The 16,426-nt window shown below is 74.1% G+C and carries 7 protein-coding genes; all 7 read left to right on the forward strand.

Features of this window, described 5'->3' with window-relative positions; genetic code table 11:
• Positions 1–466: 466 nt before the first annotated feature.
• A complete protein-coding gene (locus tag ABD259_RS14555; protein WP_344162899.1) occupies positions 467–8,245 on the forward strand; it encodes a beta-ketoacyl synthase N-terminal-like domain-containing protein in 7,779 nt (2,592 codons plus the stop codon).
• Position 8,246: 1 nt separating this feature from the next.
• Entirely contained in the window at positions 8,247–9,587 is a 1,341-nt protein-coding gene (locus ABD259_RS14560; RefSeq protein ID WP_344162902.1) for a kinase-like protein, read from the forward strand.
• Positions 9,584–11,464, forward strand: coding sequence for an FAD-dependent oxidoreductase (locus tag ABD259_RS14565; protein WP_344102796.1), 1,881 nt, complete (start codon positions 9,584–9,586; stop codon positions 11,462–11,464). The genes ABD259_RS14560 and ABD259_RS14565 overlap by 4 nt, the downstream gene beginning before the upstream one ends.
• A 65-nt stretch (positions 11,465–11,529) precedes the next feature.
• Positions 11,530–12,543 carry an NAD(P)-binding domain-containing protein gene (locus tag ABD259_RS14570; protein WP_344162905.1) on the forward strand — a complete coding sequence of 338 codons (1,014 nt, stop codon included), beginning with the start codon at positions 11,530–11,532 and terminating at the stop codon, positions 12,541–12,543.
• A gap of 21 nt (positions 12,544–12,564) precedes the next feature.
• Positions 12,565–13,986, forward strand: coding sequence for an aminotransferase (locus tag ABD259_RS14575; protein ID WP_344102801.1), 1,422 nt, complete (start codon positions 12,565–12,567; stop codon positions 13,984–13,986).
• A gap of 43 nt (positions 13,987–14,029) precedes the next feature.
• The gene (locus ABD259_RS14580; RefSeq protein ID WP_344102803.1) at positions 14,030–15,481 is read left to right on the forward strand and encodes a diaminopimelate decarboxylase; all 1,452 of its coding nucleotides are present in this window, start codon (positions 14,030–14,032) and stop codon (positions 15,479–15,481) included.
• 17 nt (positions 15,482–15,498) lie between these two features.
• Complete coding sequence (locus ABD259_RS14585; RefSeq protein ID WP_344102806.1) at positions 15,499–16,410, forward strand: class I SAM-dependent methyltransferase; 912 nt, start codon at positions 15,499–15,501, stop codon at positions 16,408–16,410.
• Positions 16,411–16,426 lie beyond the last annotated feature (16 nt).

A 16,426-nucleotide genomic window follows, 5' to 3' on the forward strand; every position in this document is an offset into this window, starting at 1 on the left:
ACAGGGTTATTTCCCTTGCTCTCGCGGAACATGCGGACGGCAAACGCGTTCGGTTTCCGAATCCGTCCACGCGCGATTTGCTCCTCCCATTCACGACCTGCGATGACGTGGCAGCGTGGGTGCTGTGTGCCTCCGATGACCAGGTGAAATGTGGGAACTTTCCATCCGGTGCTCGGTAAGTCCAGGCGGTGATCACGGGGCGATAAATGATCATGGCTCGATCGTTGACGCCCCTCATGGCCGCTGATAGGCTCCCTGAATGTGATTATTCAGAAGAGGGGGGAAATCTTCTGTTGAGCGCCTCGTTTTCCCGGGAAATCCATTCTTATCGGTCACGGTAATCCCCCGTAGTCCTTGCTCTTGATTTGAATTCAGTTCCGCCGCTTTCGGAAAATTCGAACGGTTCGAGGAAGGGGGCTGGCGCTTGCTGAATTCCACCGGTCCGACGGAACCTATCGAGTCCGCGGTGTTCACCCGAGCGGAGGGCCCCGCGCTGCGCCTGTTCGCCTTCCCCCACGCCGGGGGATACCACACCGCCTTCCGGGACTGGCCCGCTGGCCTTCCCGGCGACGTCGAACTCGTCTCCTACACCCTTCCCGGACGCGGGCGGCTGCGGGACCGGCCGCCCCTCCCGGACCGTTCCGCCATGGTCGACGCCCTCACCGAGCTGGTCCGGCGGCACGACGACGGCGCGCCCTTCGCCTTCTTCGGCCACAGCTTCGGTGCGCTGGCGGCGTTCGAAGTGTGCCGCAGGCTGGCCGAGGACTGCGGGCGCCTGCCGGACCTGCTCATGCTGTCGGCCCGCCGCGCTCCGACTCTGCCCCCGGCCTGGGGCCGCCTGGACACGGCCGACGACCGCCTGCTCGACCAAGTCCGCGAGTGGGGCCTGGTGCCCAGCGAACTCCTGGCCGACGACGAACTGCGCTCGCTCATCCTGCCACCGCTCCGGGCCGACCTCGCCTTGGACCGGGAGCGGTCCCGCGGCTCCGAGGAGCCCTCCGGCGACCGGCTCTCCGTCCCCTGCGTCGTCTACGGCGGTGCGGAGGACCGCACGACCGGTCCTGACGACCTGCGCGCCTGGCGCGCGCAGTTTACCGACGACACCCCCTTCGACCTGGAGGTCCTGCCCGGCGGGCACTTCTACACCGTCGACTCGCGCCAGGCCCTGCTCGCCAGCGTCACCCGGCACCTCGACCGCCTCCGGGCCGGCCGCCCGTCGGTCGCCGTCGCCGGACCGCGCCCCGCCGCACCGAAGCGCAGCCTGTGGGCTCGGTTCGCCGCCTGCGCCGATACCCGCCCCGATGCCCTCGCCGTGGTCGATCACCCGCGCCGATGGACCTACCGGGAGCTGGCGGAACGCTCGGTCGTGCTGGCCGGCGACCTGGCCGCCCGGGGCACCGCCAAGGGCGACACCGTGGGCATCCTGCTGCCGAGCTCCGCCGAGTACTGCGCCGCCCTGCTGAGCTGCTTCGCCCTCGGCGCTCCCGCCTGCCTGCTGGAGCGCACCTGGCCGCCCTCGCTGCTGCGCCGGTTCTTGGACAGCGCCGGGGTGCGGACCGTGGTCACCACCTCGGAGCTCGCCGCGCGCCTCCCCGACGATTTCCGAACTCCCGGCCGGACCCTGCTGCTCGACCCGGACGCTCCTCCGCCCGCCCGCCACCCCGACGCGGAGCCTCCGGACCTCCCGGACGTCGACCCGTCCGACATCGCGATGATCTCGATGACGAGCGGGACCACCGGCACCCCCAAGGCCGTACTCAACACCCATGAGGGCTGCCTCTACTGCTTCGACGCGCGCTACGAGCGCCACCCCTACGCAAGCGACTCCCGCGACGGCCTCAACGTGTTCTTCGCCTGGGAGTGCCTCCGACCCCTCCTGCGAGGCCGACCGGCGGCCGTCATCCCGGACGACGCGATCCTGGATCCCGTCCGCCTGCTGCGGACCCTCGAAGAGTCCCGCATCACCCGCATCGTCATCACGCCCTCCCTCCTGGAAAGCGTCCTCGACCACCCCGCCGCCGGGCCCGATCTCGCCGCCCGCCTCGGGCACATGGAGGCCGTCTTCCTGATGGGCGAGGTGGTGCCCACCCGCGTCGTGGACAAGGCCGCCGCGCTCTTCCCACCCGGCCCGCGCCTCATCAACGTCTACAGCACCTGGGAATGCCTCGACATCTCCTACGCGGACCTGCTCCCGCGCGCAGCAGGCGCCGCCCCCCAGCGCTCCGCCGCCCCCGTCGGCCGCATCCTGGACGGCAGCGCCGCCGCCCTCCTCGACGAGAAGGGCGACCCCGTCCCCTGGGGGAGCGTGGGCGAGCTGTACTTCTCCAGCCCCGGAGTCGCCGCCGGCTACCTGGCCGATCCCGACGCCACGGCGGAGCGCTTCGTCCCCTGCCCGGACGCCCTCGCCGACACCCCCTTCGCCGACGCGGTCTTCTACCGCACCGGCGACCGGGCCCGCCTCCTGCCCGACGGCGGCATCGAAGTGCTGGGACGTACCGGCGACGTCGTCAAGCTCCGCGGCTTCAAGGTTTCCCTGCGCTCCGTGGAGCGCGTCCTGGAGGAAGAGCCCGGAGTCGGGCGCGCGGTCGTCCGGCCCGTCGCGGACCGGGACGCGGGGCGCCCGAGCGGCCTGGCCGCCTACATCACCGGCCACAGGGGACGGCCCTCCGAGACGGCCATGGCCGGCGTCCGGCACCGGGCCGGGCGCGACCTTCCCGAGTACGCGCGGCCGCGGCACTACATCGCGCTCGACGCCCTGCCCGTCAGCCGGAGCGGATCGCGCAAGCTCGACCTCTCAGCCCTCCCGGCGCCGCCGGACGAACCCGGCGGCTCGGGACCGGCGCGGCGCCCCTCCTCGACGGCCGAGCGACGCCTCGCTGACGTCTGGCGCGAGGTGCTCGGCGTCCGGGACGTCGGCCCCGACGACGACTTCTTCGCCCTGGGCGGCGACTCCCTCCAGGCCGCACGGCTGTCCGGACTCCTCGCCGAGCGCTACGGGGTCACGCTGCCGGTCGTGGACGTCTTCGAGGCCACAACGCTGGGCGCGATGGCCGACCGCTGCTCCGGCGGGCGCACCACCGCCCCGGCCGCCCCGCGGACGCAGTCGGCGACCCCCGGCGGCGAGCCGCCCCGGCTGGCCGTCGTCGGCATGGCCGGGCGCTTCCCCGGCGCCCCGACCGTCGCCGACTTCTGGGCCAACCTCACGGCGGGCACCGACTCGCTGACCGTCTTCTCCCGCGACGACCTGCGCCGAAAGGGCGTCCCCGAGGAGGTCCTGTCACACCCCGAATGGGTGCCCGCCGCCCAGCTCGTGGACGACCCGGACGCGTTCGACGCCGGGTTCTGGGGGATCGGCCGGCGCGAGGCCGTGCTCATGGACCCCCAGCACCGGCTGTTCGCCGAGACCGCCTGGTCCGCCCTGGAGCAGGCGGGCTACGCCCGTCGCGACAACCCCTACCGCCGCCGCACCGGCGTCTTCGCCGCCTGCGGGATCGACGGTTACCTGATCCACCACCTCCGCGGCGGCGGCCTGACCGACCCCCTGGACCCCGGTGAGCTCTTCCTCACCGAGATCGGCAACGAGAAGGACTACATCGCCACCCGCACCGCCTACTTGCTGGACCTGGGCGGACCGGCGATGACCGTCACATCGGCGTGCAGCAGCGCCCTGGTCGCCGTGGCCGAGGCCGCCCAGTCCATCGCCACCGGCCAGTGCGACATGGCCGTCGCCGGTGCCTCGGCGGTCAATTTCCCCAACTTCGGCTACCGGTACCAGGACGGCCTGGTCGGCAGCGCGGACGGCCGCGTACGCCCCTTCGACGAGGCGGCGAGCGGGACCTTGTTCGGGGACTCCGTCGGCGCCGTCGTCCTCAAGCGGCTCGACACCGCCCTGGCCGACGGAGACCACGTGTGGGCCGTGCTCACCGGGTTCGGCGTATCCAACGACGGCCGGATGAAGGCCGGGTACACCGCCCCCAGCGCGCGGGCGCAGGCCCAGTGCATCTCCGATGCCATCGCTATGGCCGGAATCGGCTCCGAGAGCATCTCCTACGTCGAGTGCCACGCGACCGCGACGCACATCGGCGACGCCATCGAGATCAGCGGCCTGCGGACCGCCTTCGAGGAGCACCGCGGCGACCCCGGGTCCGCCCTGCCCACCGGCGGCTGTGCCATCGGCAGTGTCAAGGGCAACATCGGCCACGCCAACTGCGCGGCCGGGATCACCGGATTCATCAAGACCGTTCTGTGCCTTCACCACCGCACACTCGTACCGACGGTGAACTTCCAGGAGCTCAACCCCAAGCTGGTCGGCCACGTCGACTGCGAGGGCTCGCCCTTCACCGTCCAGCGGGCGTGCGCGGAATGGGCCGCCCCCGCAGGCGGGGCGCCCCGCCGGGCCGGGGTGTCGAGCTTCGGGATCGGCGGCACCAACGCGCACGTCATCCTCGAAGAGGCGTCCGCGCCGCCGCGCGGCGGTTCCGAGGAGCAGCACCACAACCGCGCCCGCCCGCTCCATCTGGTGACGGTGTCCGCCCGGAGCGCGGCCGCGCTCCGGCGCAACGCCGACGCCCTCACCGACCACTTCCGCGGCCTCCCGTCCGAGGAGATCGGGCCGACCGTGCGCGCCCTGCACCTGACCCGGGAGGCGCACCCGCTGCGCGCCGCCGTCGTCGCGGGCGCGGACGGTTCCGGACTCGACGCCCTCCGCGGCGCCGAGGCACCGCCGCGGAGCGCGGACGCTCGCCCGAACCACGGCGCGGCCGTGGCGCTCTGCTTCTCCGGCCAGGGCTCGCAGACGCCGGGCATGGCGCGCGGACTGTACCGGGGGCGCGCGGACGGCGGCCGCTTCCGGCTGCACTTCGACGCGGCGTGCGCCGCCATGGCCCCGCACCTGCGGGAGGACCCGGCGCCGCTCGTCCTCGGCGCCGACGAGGCGTCCCTCCGGCGGCCGGTCGCGGCGCAGTGCGGGCTGTTCGCGGTCGAGTACGCCATCGCGCGCACCCTGGCGGACATCGGTGTGCGCCCCGTCGCGGTGGCGGGCCACAGCATCGGCGAGTACGCGGCGGCGACCGTGTCGGGCCTGCTCACCCTCGACGAGGCGGCCCTGCTCGTGGCGGTGCGCGCGGGGGCCACCGAGGAGCTGCTCCCCGCCGACGGCGGCGGCATGCTCAGCGTCGTCGGCGATGAGGACCGGCTCGCGGAATGGGCGGACGGCCGCAGCGGCCTGTGGACCGCCGCATGGAACGCCCCCGGCCGCACCGTCCTGTCCGGTGAGCGCGCCGTTCTGGGCACGGCCCGGGAGGAGCTGGAGGCGCTCGGGTTCACCTGCAGGAAGGTCCCGGTGTCCCATGCCTTCCACAGCGGCCTCATGGCGCCGGTCGCCGAACGGCTCGCCGAGGCGGCCCGCGGCGTGCCCGCCCGTACGCCCGACGTGCCGACCGCCGCCAACCTCACCGGCACCTGGTTCGACGCGCGCCACCGGCCCGCCGACTACTGGACGGCGCACATGCTGGAGCCGGTCCGGTGGAGCGAGGACGTCGGCACCCTCCTCAAGTGGGAGCCGGACGTGCTCCTGGAGGTCGGGCCGGGCGGCGTCCTCACCTCGTTCGCGCACAAGCGCCTGAAGGGCGAGGGCGCGGCCGGGAGCGTGCCCGTCCCGCTCGCCTGCCTGCCGGGTGCCGCGGATCCGGAGCGCGACGACGAGGAGGACCTCCTGCACGCTGTGGGAGCGCTCTGGTGCCGCGGCGTGGACCTGGACTTCGCCGCCCTCCACGCGGGCGAGGACACCGCACCGGGCCGCCCCCGCCCCCTGCTTCCCACGTACGCCTTCGACCGGACCCGCTACTGGACCCGGCCGGAGGCCAGTGCCTACGTCGACACCGAACCCGTCGACACCACCCCCGAGCGGTCGGCGGCCGACGCCGCGGCCGACCGGCCGGACCCGGCACCCCGGCGCCTTGTCCGCTCCGGCTCCCGCCCCGCCTCGGCGGTCCGCCTCTACTGCTTCCCCTACGCCGGCGGCGACGCCGCCGCCTTCCGCGCCTGGGCCCGAACGGCGCCCGACTGGCTGGACATCGTCGCTGTGGAGCCGGCCCGGCGCGCCGCGGACCGCCCCGCTGGGCCGCTCGACGACACGCACGACCTGGAGGAGGTCGCCGCCGCCGTGCGTGCGGACGCGGGCGCCGACCCGGTGGCGTTCTGCGGGCTCAGCTCGGGCGCCTCGACCGCCCTGGACCTGCTGAGCGGTCCCCTCGCGGACTGGGCGCTCAGCGGGCGCCTCGCCGCCCTCTGCGCCGTGGGCCGTGCGCCGATCACCCCCGCGGCCGCGGCACCGGAGTGCCCGCCCGACTCCTACCTCATGGTTCCCGACGAGGTGTGCGGCGACCCCGACTGGCGGCGCTCCGTGCTGCCCCTCCTGCTGGCCGACCTCGACGCCGACGGCCGTGCCGAGCGGCGGATCACCGACCGCATGCGCCGCACGGACGTCCGGGTGGTCGACTGCCCGCTGCAGATCCACTGCGGCACCGACGACCCCGCGTTCCCCGCGGCCGCCGCGGAGGAATGGGCGGAGGTGACCACCGCCCCGCTGGCCGAGGTGCGCCTGCACGAGGGCGGGCACGACTTCATGCTGGCGCACCGGGACCGCATTCTGGAGCACCTCGCCGACCTGCTGGAGCGGCTCCTCCCGGATGCCGTCGCGGCCCCCGGGGCGGCCGAGCGGGTCCTGCACGATGTGCGCTGGGTGCCCGCGGGCCCGCCACCAGCGGGCGCTGCGTCCCCCGGCGTCCCCCGCGTCGACCTCGCCGAGGCGGGCCCCGAAGCGGCCGCGCGCTCGCTCACCGCCGCCTTGGACGGCGACGGTGCGGTGGCCGGACTCGTCTGCCGGACCATTGAGGACGCGGACCCGGCCCGGGTCTGCGCCGACCTCCTGCACGTCCTGCGGGCCCTCGCCGCGGCCGAAGCCAGCGGGCGGCTCGTCCTGCTGCTCCCCGCGTGCGCCGAGAGCGGCCTGGCCGCGGGCCTGACCCGGTCCCTGGTCCTGGAGGAGCCCGGCCTCGCGGTGCAGCGCCTCTACGTGCACGAGTGGTCCGACGACGGCTCGGGCGGGACCGCCGCGCTCCTCGACCGAGCGCTCGGCCTTCCCGGCGAGCCCGACCTGCTGCACCGCGGCGGTCCGCTGCTCGCCGCGCGGCTCCTCCCCCTCCCGCTCCCCGAGCTGCCGCCCGGCACCCTCGGCGCCGCCCGCGGTTCCTACCTGATCACCGGGGGCACCGGGGGCATCGGCCGCGCCGTCGCGGACTGGCTGATCGGCGCCCAAGGGGTCCCTCCGGAACGGATCGTGGCCACCGGGCGGTCCGCGCCCCGCGGCCTGCGCCCGGGCGTCCGCTTCCTGCGGGCCGACCTGTCGGCGGGCATCTCCCCGGACGCCGTCGCCGCCCGGACCGGCCCCCTCGCCGGCGTCTTCCACCTCGCCGGCGCTCTGGACGACGGTGTGCTGCGCGGACTGGACGCCGCCCGCTTCCCGCCGGTCCTGGCGCCCAAGCTCGCCCTGCGCGATCTGGCGAAGGCGGCGCGAGCGGCCCGCGCCCCCTGGATCGTCGCCTTCTCCTCCACCAGCGCGCTGCTCGGGTCGCCTGGGCAGGCCAACTACGCCGCGGCCAACGCCTGGATGGACGCGCACGCCGCGTGGGGTACCGAACCCGGCGGTCCGGACGTCATCGCCGTGGACTGGGGCAGTTGGGGCGGCGTCGGCATGGCCGCCCGCGATCCCAGGGCGCAGCGGGCGGCGGAGGCCGCCGGGGAGGCGCCGCTGGGCACGGGGACGGCGCTGAGCATGCTCGGCCGGATCGTCGGAGCGGCGCTGGCCGGGGGAACCGGCGGGCGCCACCACGCGGTGTGCGACGTCGACTGGGCGCGCAGTCCGTGGGCGGGCGCGCCGCTCGTGTCCGCGCTGCCCGCCCCCGCCGAGCGCGGGTCCGGGCGGCCGGGGCCCGCCGCCGCACCCCCGCCCGCCGGCCCCGAGGCCGGCGGTGCCGCCGAGGACGCGCTGCGCGCCGTGCTCGGCGGCTACGTGCACCGGTGGGAGGAGTCGGAACGCCTCGCGGCCCTGGGCCTGGACTCGCTCGACTTCGCGCGGATGAGAACCGACCTGGCCCGACGCCTCGGCAAGGAGGTCCCCTTGAAGGTCATCGCCGACCCCGGACAGACCCTGGGCGAGCTGTGCTCGGCCCTCGCGGAGTACTGACATGGCCGCCCCCTCCTCCGGACGGAGCCGGGTCCGGGCGCAGGACCGGGCCGACCCCGGCGCGCCCCTGAGTCCCCGGCAGGCCGAAGGGCACCTGCGGGCGGCCGTCCACCGCGCCGCGGACGCCCCGGCCACCGAGGCGCTGAGCGCTCTGCTGGCCCCGCGGTCCGCTCACGCCCTGCGCCGCCTGCACGACGCCGAGCGCTCCGACCGCTTCGAGGGGGCGGCGCGCCTCTACCGCACCGCCGTCGACGCGTGCCTCGCCCCCGTCCTGTCCGGCATCGCCGGCGGGCGGCCGGCGGGGCGGGCCGAGATCGCGCTGCTCACCGCGGCCGTGCACGGCGACCCGCTCCAGGCCGCCTTCGCCCCGCCGGGCGGGCACGCCGACTCCGGCCGCGCCGCGCTGGAGCGGGTCCGCCTGCTGCGCGGCGCCTGGCCGACGTTCGCCGACTGGTGGCGCGGCTACTTCCCCGGCGCCGAGGGCCCGCCTCCCCCGGTCGCCGACCTCTGGCGCCTCCACCTCCCCTTCTGCCAGTGGATCGTCCGTGAGCGGGAACGGCGGCGCCCCGGAGGGATGCTCCTCGTCGGCTTCAACGGCAGCCCGGGCGCGGGCAAGACGGTCCTCACCAACGCCTTGGCCGCGGTACTGAACACCGTCCTCGACCCCGAAGCCGACGGCCGAGCGGTCGCGTGCAGCGGCGACGACTGGTACCTGCCCAGGGCCGACCGGGAGGCGCTGAAGGCGCACGGCTACGACCCCGGCGCCCCCGGTGTCTCCAACCGCGGCGCCCCCGGCACGCACGACATGGCCTGGTTCGCCCGCAACCTGCGCGAGATGGAGAACAGCACCCCGCGCAGCCGCATCGCCCTGGCGCGCTTCGACAAGCGCACCGACGACCGCCCCGCCGGCGCCGCCGGACGGCGCGAGGTGCGCGGCAAGGTCGCCGTCTGCCTCTTCGACCTGTGGTACGCGGGCGCCCGTACCGGCGCCGACCCGGCCCTGATGCCCCCGGGCCTGCAGCGCGGCGCCGCCGCGGCGCTGCGCGAGTGGGCCCCGGTGTTCGCCCGGATGGATGCGCTGTGGGGCTTCGACTGGCCGCCCTACGAGCGCATGCTCCGGGAGCGCGAGGAGCAGGAGGCGCTGACCGCGCTCCGCCGGGGCGCCCCCGGCATGAGCACGCGGGCCGTCCACGCCTTCATGGACTATCTGGTCCGGCGCACGTGGGACTGGCGGAGCACGTCGCCCGTCCCGCCCGACGCGTCGGTCACGTTCCGCGCCTGGCGCGACGTCGAGCACCGGGTGATCGCAGTGCACAGGGGACAGGGAAGGGGAGAAGTGTGACGCCGACCACGGGAGCACCGTCCGGGGCCTCGCCGAACGGGCGGACGTTCTCCATGGCGGACGTCGTCCGCCACTACCGGAGCCTCGCCGCCGAGTCCGGCTCCGGCACCGGGCCGGACGGGGGGTTCGTCTACGACACGGTGGTCGTCGGCGGCGGCGCGGCCGGCGCGGGTGTACTGCGCGACCTCGCCTCGCGCAGGGGCGCGAGCGCGCTTCTGGCCGACCGCGGGCCGTTCGGCGCGCAGACGTCGAGCAAGACCGGCAAGGCGATCCACCCTGGGATCCGCTACCTGAGAATGGCCTTTCACCGTCTGCTCCTCGCCTCCGGGCTGCGGACCGACCCCGGGATCCGCCAGACGCGCGCGCAGAACGCCATCGGCGCCTGGCTCGACCTCAAGCTCGTCTGGTACGGCACCCGCGAGCGGAGGATCCTCCTCGATACAAGCGGGCGCACCGTCGAGGAGATCCCCAACGTCGTGTTCGTGCTGCCCGACAGCCCGGAGCGCAAGTGGGCGGTCTTCTTCGGGATCTCGCTGTACGACCTGTTCACCGCCGTGTGGTCGTGGGCCCGCCTGAACCCCCGGGGCAGCCGGGTCAAGTACTTCCCCGACAACGGCTCCCTCCACCGGGAGCTGGGCAATCTCGACGCCGAACGCGCGCTCGGCGGGATCCTCTACTGGGACGGCAAGGCCAGCACCGACAAGACGCTCATCGTCACGGCCATCCGGGACGCCTGCTTCCGGAGCAGCGCCGCCGAGCCCGTCCGCGCCCTCAGCCACGTCGAGGTCGAGCACTACGAATGGAGCCCCGCACAGGACTGCTTCCTGGTGACGCTGGCGCGCCGCTTCGAGCACCCCGCGCTGCCCGAGCGGGTGACGGTCAGGGCCCGCACCATCACCAACGCCGCGGGCCCGTGGGTGGACCGGGTGCGCGACCGCGGCCCCGGGACCGGGGGAGAAGAGACGACCGTCGTCTACTCGCGCGGCACGCACTTGGAGGCGACCAACAGGTTTATCCACGAGAGCCTGGAGAAGGACCCCCGCCTCCGGGTCGGGCTGGTACCGCTCAACGCCGTCCGCCAGCACTACCTGCGGCCGTTCAAGCAGAACGGCCTCTGGTACATCCAGTGCACCACCACGGACCGGGAGCATACCGACCCCGACTGCGTCGTCCCGGAGGAGGACGAGATCGAGGAGCTCCTGCACTCCTACAACGAACTCGTGGATGATCGCTGGAAGATCGGGCGGCGCGACATCTTCAACGTCTTCTGCGGGATCCGGCCGCTGGCCGCCAGCGGTAGCGGGATCGGCGTCCAGGACATCTCCCGCATGTTCCGGATCAATGAGCGCCGCGTCGGCGGCGGCACCGTCTACGACATGGTCAACGTCAAGCTGACCGAGTTCCGCTGGGCGGGCAGCGAGGTGGGCGCGCGCATCGCCCGCGAGCTGCGGCGCACGGGGGTCAAGCGGCTCGGCCGGTCCACGACGCGGCGGTCCGCCGTCCTCCCTGTGCCCGACGAGGAGCGGTACGCGCCCAACCGCGACGACCACCCGCGCGGTGACCCCGACCACGTCCGCGCCAAGGTCGAGCATCACGTCACCTACCAGATGGCCGGGTCCTACGAGGACTATCTGCTCAACTCCGGCGGCATCCGCGACGCGGTCGTGTTCGACGCCGAAGGCCGCTGCGACCTCGACCTCGCGGTACTCGACCTGGTGCTGGAGCGCATGGCCGAGCTCCTGGGCTGGGACCGCCGCCGGACGCGGCGTGAATGGGACGCCTTCGCAGAGGCCTACCTGCGCAACATGGCCTACGCCGACCTAGGTCGCCGGGTGCGGGAACACGTCCCCGCGACGCAGGCCCGGACCGCCGACTAGGGCGCGGCCAGGCCGGGGGCCGGGCGGCGACCCCGCCCGCGCCCCCACCGTGAGAGGAGCCAAACATGTATTTCGACAGGGACGCGGACCTGGCCGACCTGGCGGGCGAGACAGTGGCGGTGATCGGCTACGGGGTCCAGGGCAGGGCGTTCGCCGCCAACCTTCGCGACAGCGGCCTGCGGGTTCTGGTCGGCAACCGGGACGACGCGTACCGCGACGCCGCGCGCGCGGACGGATTCGCGCCGCTGCCGATCGCCGACGCGGTCGAGCGGGCCTCGGCCGTGCTGCTGCTCATCCCCGACGAGGCGCACCCCGAGGTCTACGACGCGCAGATCGCCCCGCACCTGGGTGACGGGGACCTGTTCGTCCTGGCCCACGGGTTCTCCGTCCGCTTCGGCCGGATCCGCCTGCCCATCGAAGCCGACGCCGCGCTCCTGGCGCCCAAGATGTTCGGCCGCCCCATCCGGCGGCACTATCTGGAGGGCACCGGCGTCCTGGCGTTCCTCGATGTCCTGCAGGATCCGACGGGCCGCGCGCTGCGCCGCACCCTGGCGGTCGCCAAGGCCACCGGGTTCACCCGCCGCGGCGTCATGCCGGTCCCGCACGCACAGGAGACCGAACTCGACCTCTTCCAGGAGCAGTTCCTCACCCCACTGCTCATGGACGGCTTCAAGATGGCGTTCGACGTGCTCGTCGACGCCGGCTACGACCCCGTCCCCGCGCTGCTCGACATGTACGCGTCGGGCGAGATGGCGGAGATGATGACCGAGGCCGCCACGGTCGGACTCTACGAGGTCATAGCGGAGCAGGGCTCACCCACGTGCCGGTTCGGTGTGCAGCGCCGACTGGGAACCCTCCTCGGCGACGACGTCGAGGCCAAGGCCAGAAAGATTCTCGGCGAGATCCGCAGCGGCGCCTTCGCCGCGGCTCTGGAGGAAGAGGCCGGCGCCGGCTACCCGAGCCTCGACGCCTACGACGCGATGGCCGGGGCCAGCGGCGTCGCGAGGGCGCACGAGCGCTACCGGGCCGCCCTGGATCCCCGCCCCGCCGTCGGCCCCGGCCGGACCGCCTCGGACTGATCGACAGGAAAGGCCACAGAAGTGCCTCAGCACAGCGTCGTACACGGAAGCGGCCCCGCAGCGGCCGCCGCGGAAACCGCCGTCGAGAAGGACGCGCGCCACGTCCTGCACCCCTGGGCCGACCTGAGCGCCCTGGGGGAGCAGAAACCGCTCGTGGTGCGCGGGGCCGAGGGCGTGCGGGTCACCGACACCGAGGGGAGGACCTACCTCGACGCCATCGGGGGCATGTGGTGCGTCACCGTCGGCTACGGCCGCCGGGAGCTCATCGACGCCATGCGGGCCCAGGCGCTGAAGATGCCCTACTACACACCGTTCGGCGACGTCTCCAGCGAGCCCGCCGCCGAGCTGGGCGCCCGCCTGGCCGAACTGTCCCCGGGCGACCTCAACCGGGTCCACTTCACCACCTGCGGGTCCACGGCGGTGGAGTCGGCGGTGCGGATCGCCCATTTCCACTTCGCCGCCCGGGGCCGCCCGGAGAAGAAGCACGTCCTGTCGCGGGTCGACGCCTACCACGGCAGCACCTACCTGGCTGCGTCGCTGTCGGGCAAGGCCGCCGACCGCACCACCTTCCACTACGAGGACGGGTGGGTGCACCACCTGGAGAGCCCCGCGCACGACCCCGACACCTCATCGGTGCCGGCCGCCGACCACCTCGCGGCGCTCATCGACCGTATGGAGGCGGAGATCGCCGCCATCGGGCCCGAGAACATCGCCTGCTTCATCGCCGAGCCCATCATGGCCTCCGGGGGCGTGCTCATCCCGCCGCCCGGTTACCACGAGGCCGCCCTCGACGTCTGCCGCCGCAACGACATCCTCTACATCTCCGACGAGGTGGTCTGCGGCTTCGGGCGGCTGGGCCACTTTTTCTCCTCCGAGGCCGCGTTCGGCGTCGTCCCGGACATCATCGTCACAGCCAAGGGGCTCACCTCCGGGTACCAGCCGCTCGGCGCGGTGCTGGTCTCCGAGCGGATCGCCGAGGCCATGGCCGCTGCTGCCGACCGGTCCAAGCCCGTCTTCTCCAACGGCTTCACCTACTCCGGGCACCCCGTCGCCTGCGCGGCCGCCCTGGCCAACATCGAGGTGATGGTCGCAGACGACGTCTGCGGCCATGTGCGCGACGTCGGCCCCTACTTCGTTCGCCGCCTCCGCGAGCTGCGCGACCACCCCCTCGTCGCCGCCGTGCGCGGCGACCATCTGATGGCCTGCCTGGAGTGCCGGGTCCCCGGCGAAGAAGACGGGCCCACCGCCCGCAACCAGGCGCTCGCCCAGCGGGTCGACCGCCACTGCGAAGAGGCCGGGCTGCTCGTCCGGCCCTTTGAGAACTTATGCATCCTCTCGCCGCCGCTGGTCGTCACCAAGGGTGACATCGACCGGATCGCAACCATCACGGCCGACGCCCTGGACGCCGCCGAGCACGACCTGCGCGCGCAAGGCGTCGGCTGACCGGGCGGCCGCGGACCGCCCCGACGACTCAGGGAGTGGGAACATGGAAACCCCGTCGAGCCCCCTCGACTGCAGGGGGCTGACACCGCCCCAGGCCGCGGTGCGCATCCGGCAGGCCGTCAGCGCCAGCGCGGCCGGGACCGCCCCGCTCAGCGTGGTCCTGGATGAGGTGTGCGCGCCGGAACGCGTCTCCACCGCGCTGCGGGGGGCCGCGCACCGCGTGCGCTACGTCCCCGCCGCCGCCCTGGGGCCAGCGCCCCCGCCCGCCGCGGCCGCCGACCCCGCGCCGGGCGGAGCGGAGCCCTGGTGGCAGCGGCCCGACCTGCGTTACGCCGACGGCCGCCTGCACCTGGGCGACACCGACGTCGATGAGCTCGCCTCCCGGGTCGGCACGCCCGCCTACGTGCTCTCAGCCGCACGGGTACGCGAGAACGCCCGCCGCCTGTCCGACGCCATGGCCTCCTCCGGCCTGGACCACCGCATCCACTACGCGGTCAAGGCCAACCGCTCGCCCGCGCTCCTGGCCCACCTGCGGACCGCCGACGCCTGCGGCGTCGACGTCTGCTCGGCCGGCGAGCTGTCGCACGTCCAGTCCTGCGGGTTCCCGCCCGAGGCGGTCTCGTTCACCGGCACCTCGCTGACCGGCCGGGACATCGCCCTCCTCGCGCGCCACCCCGGCGTGCGCGTCAACCCCGACTCGCTGGCCTCGCTGGACGCCCTCGGCCGCGCCTGCCCGGGACGGGAGGTCGGCCTGCGCATCAACCCCGGGGCGGGCACCGGCTACCAGGGTGACGACCGGCTGAACTACAGCGGTGCCCCGGCCACGAAGTTCGGCGTCTACCCCGACCGCCTCGGAGAGGCGTCCGACATCGCCGCCCGGTGGGGGATGCGGATCGTCCGCCTCCACTTCCATGTGGGGTGCGGCTACCTCGACGGGCAGCTCCCCGAATGGGAGCGGGCGCTGGACGCCGCCGCGGCGCTCCTGGACCGCTTTCCCGACCTGCGGGAGGTCAACATCGGCGGCGGCCTCGGTGTGCCGCACACCGCCGCCGACCGCCCCCTGGACCTGGACCGCTGGGCCTCGGCCGTGGCGCGGCGGTTCGCCGGACTGGGCCTGCGGGTGGCCGTCGAACCGGGTGACTACCTGGTCAAGGACGCCGGCCTGCTGCTCACCGAGGTCGCCTACGTCGAACGGCGCCGGGACGTGCTCTTCGCCGGGCTCGACGCCGGGTTCAACCTGGCGATGGAGCCCGTGTTCTACGGGATGCCCTGCGAGCCCGTGGCCGCCGTGCCGCGCTGGGACGAGGGCGAGGAGACCTACACCGTCGTCGGTGACGTCAACGAGGCACTCGACGTCTGGGCGTCCGGGCACAGCATGCCCCGGCTGCGCCCAGGCGACCGCGTCGCCCTGATCAATGCGGGGGGATACGCGGCCTCCATGCGCTCCGACCACTGCCTGCGGGGGCAGGCGGCGGATGTGCTGCTGATCGAATGACAACCGTTGGAGCCGCAATGCGAACAGAGACCACGCTGCCCGCGTGCAAGCACGCATCCGACGCCGGCGACCCGCTGCCGGGGTTCGCCTTCGACCCCTCTGACCCGTGGACGCGGACCTTCCAGGAAGGGCTGGAGGGGGCCGGGCTGGCCGACCGGAGCGTCTACGAGGTCGGTATCGGCAGCGGCGCGAACATCGTCCACATGCTGGAGAGGTGCGGGGCCGGCCGGGTCACCGGCAGCGACCTGGACCCGCGTCTGCCCCTCCTGGCGCAGCGGGTCGTCGAGCGCGACGCACCCGGCCTCGCGCACCGGTTCCGGCCGGTTCCGGGGGCCGTCAGCCTCATCGACACACGCGAGGCCGCCGCCGCGATGCGCGGGGTCGACGCCGTCGTGGCATGCCTTCCGCAGGTCCCCGACCCTCTCGACACCCGGTGCGCCCGGTTCTGCGCTGCCTACCTGGGCGGCGCCGAGGAGGAACGATGTCGGGTCGACGACCGCATCGCGCACTACTACCCCTGGTCGCACTTTGACGCCCTGCCCTACAACGCCGTCGGCCTCGGGCTGATCGAGGCGCTGCTGCGGCAGGTGCGGTCCTGCGCGCCGCGCGCGCGGATCGTCCTCAACTTCGGGTGCAGGGTCGGCCGGGAGACGCTGTCCGGGATCTTCCGGGCGAACGGCTACCGGCCGACGGAACTGGTGGCGCGCGTGGTGCGGCAGAGCGAGTGCACCGGCATCGGGTTCTTCGCCGCCCTGGAGGAGGCGTCCCGGGGCCCCGGCGAGGAGCCGGGGTTCGTGTGCGAGTTCTACGCCGACCCGCAGGGCCGCAGCCCGCTGACAGCGATCGAGGCCAAACGGATCCTCGACGCCGATCCCGCCGCCCCCGTGTACCACGAGGTGTGCGTGGTGCAGGGAGACCCGGCCGAGTAGCGTCCCGGCGGCGCCG

The sequence above is a fragment of the Nocardiopsis rhodophaea genome (assembly GCF_039530945.1).
Lineage (GTDB): Bacteria > Actinomycetota > Actinomycetes > Streptosporangiales > Streptosporangiaceae > Nocardiopsis_C > Nocardiopsis_C rhodophaea.

Bases quoted from the DNA above. Each gene is read 5' to 3' on its own strand.
- ABD259_RS14560 (WP_344162902.1), top strand. From the start codon at position 8,247: ATGGCCGCCCCCTCCTCCGGACGGAGCCGGGTCCGGGCGCAGGACCGG.
- ABD259_RS14570 (WP_344162905.1), top strand. From the start codon at position 11,530: ATGTATTTCGACAGGGACGCGGACCTGGCCGACCTGGCGGGCGAGACA.
- ABD259_RS14580 (WP_344102803.1), top strand. From the start codon at position 14,030: ATGGAAACCCCGTCGAGCCCCCTCGACTGCAGGGGGCTGACACCGCCC.
- ABD259_RS14585 (WP_344102806.1), top strand. From the start codon at position 15,499: ATGCGAACAGAGACCACGCTGCCCGCGTGCAAGCACGCATCCGACGCC.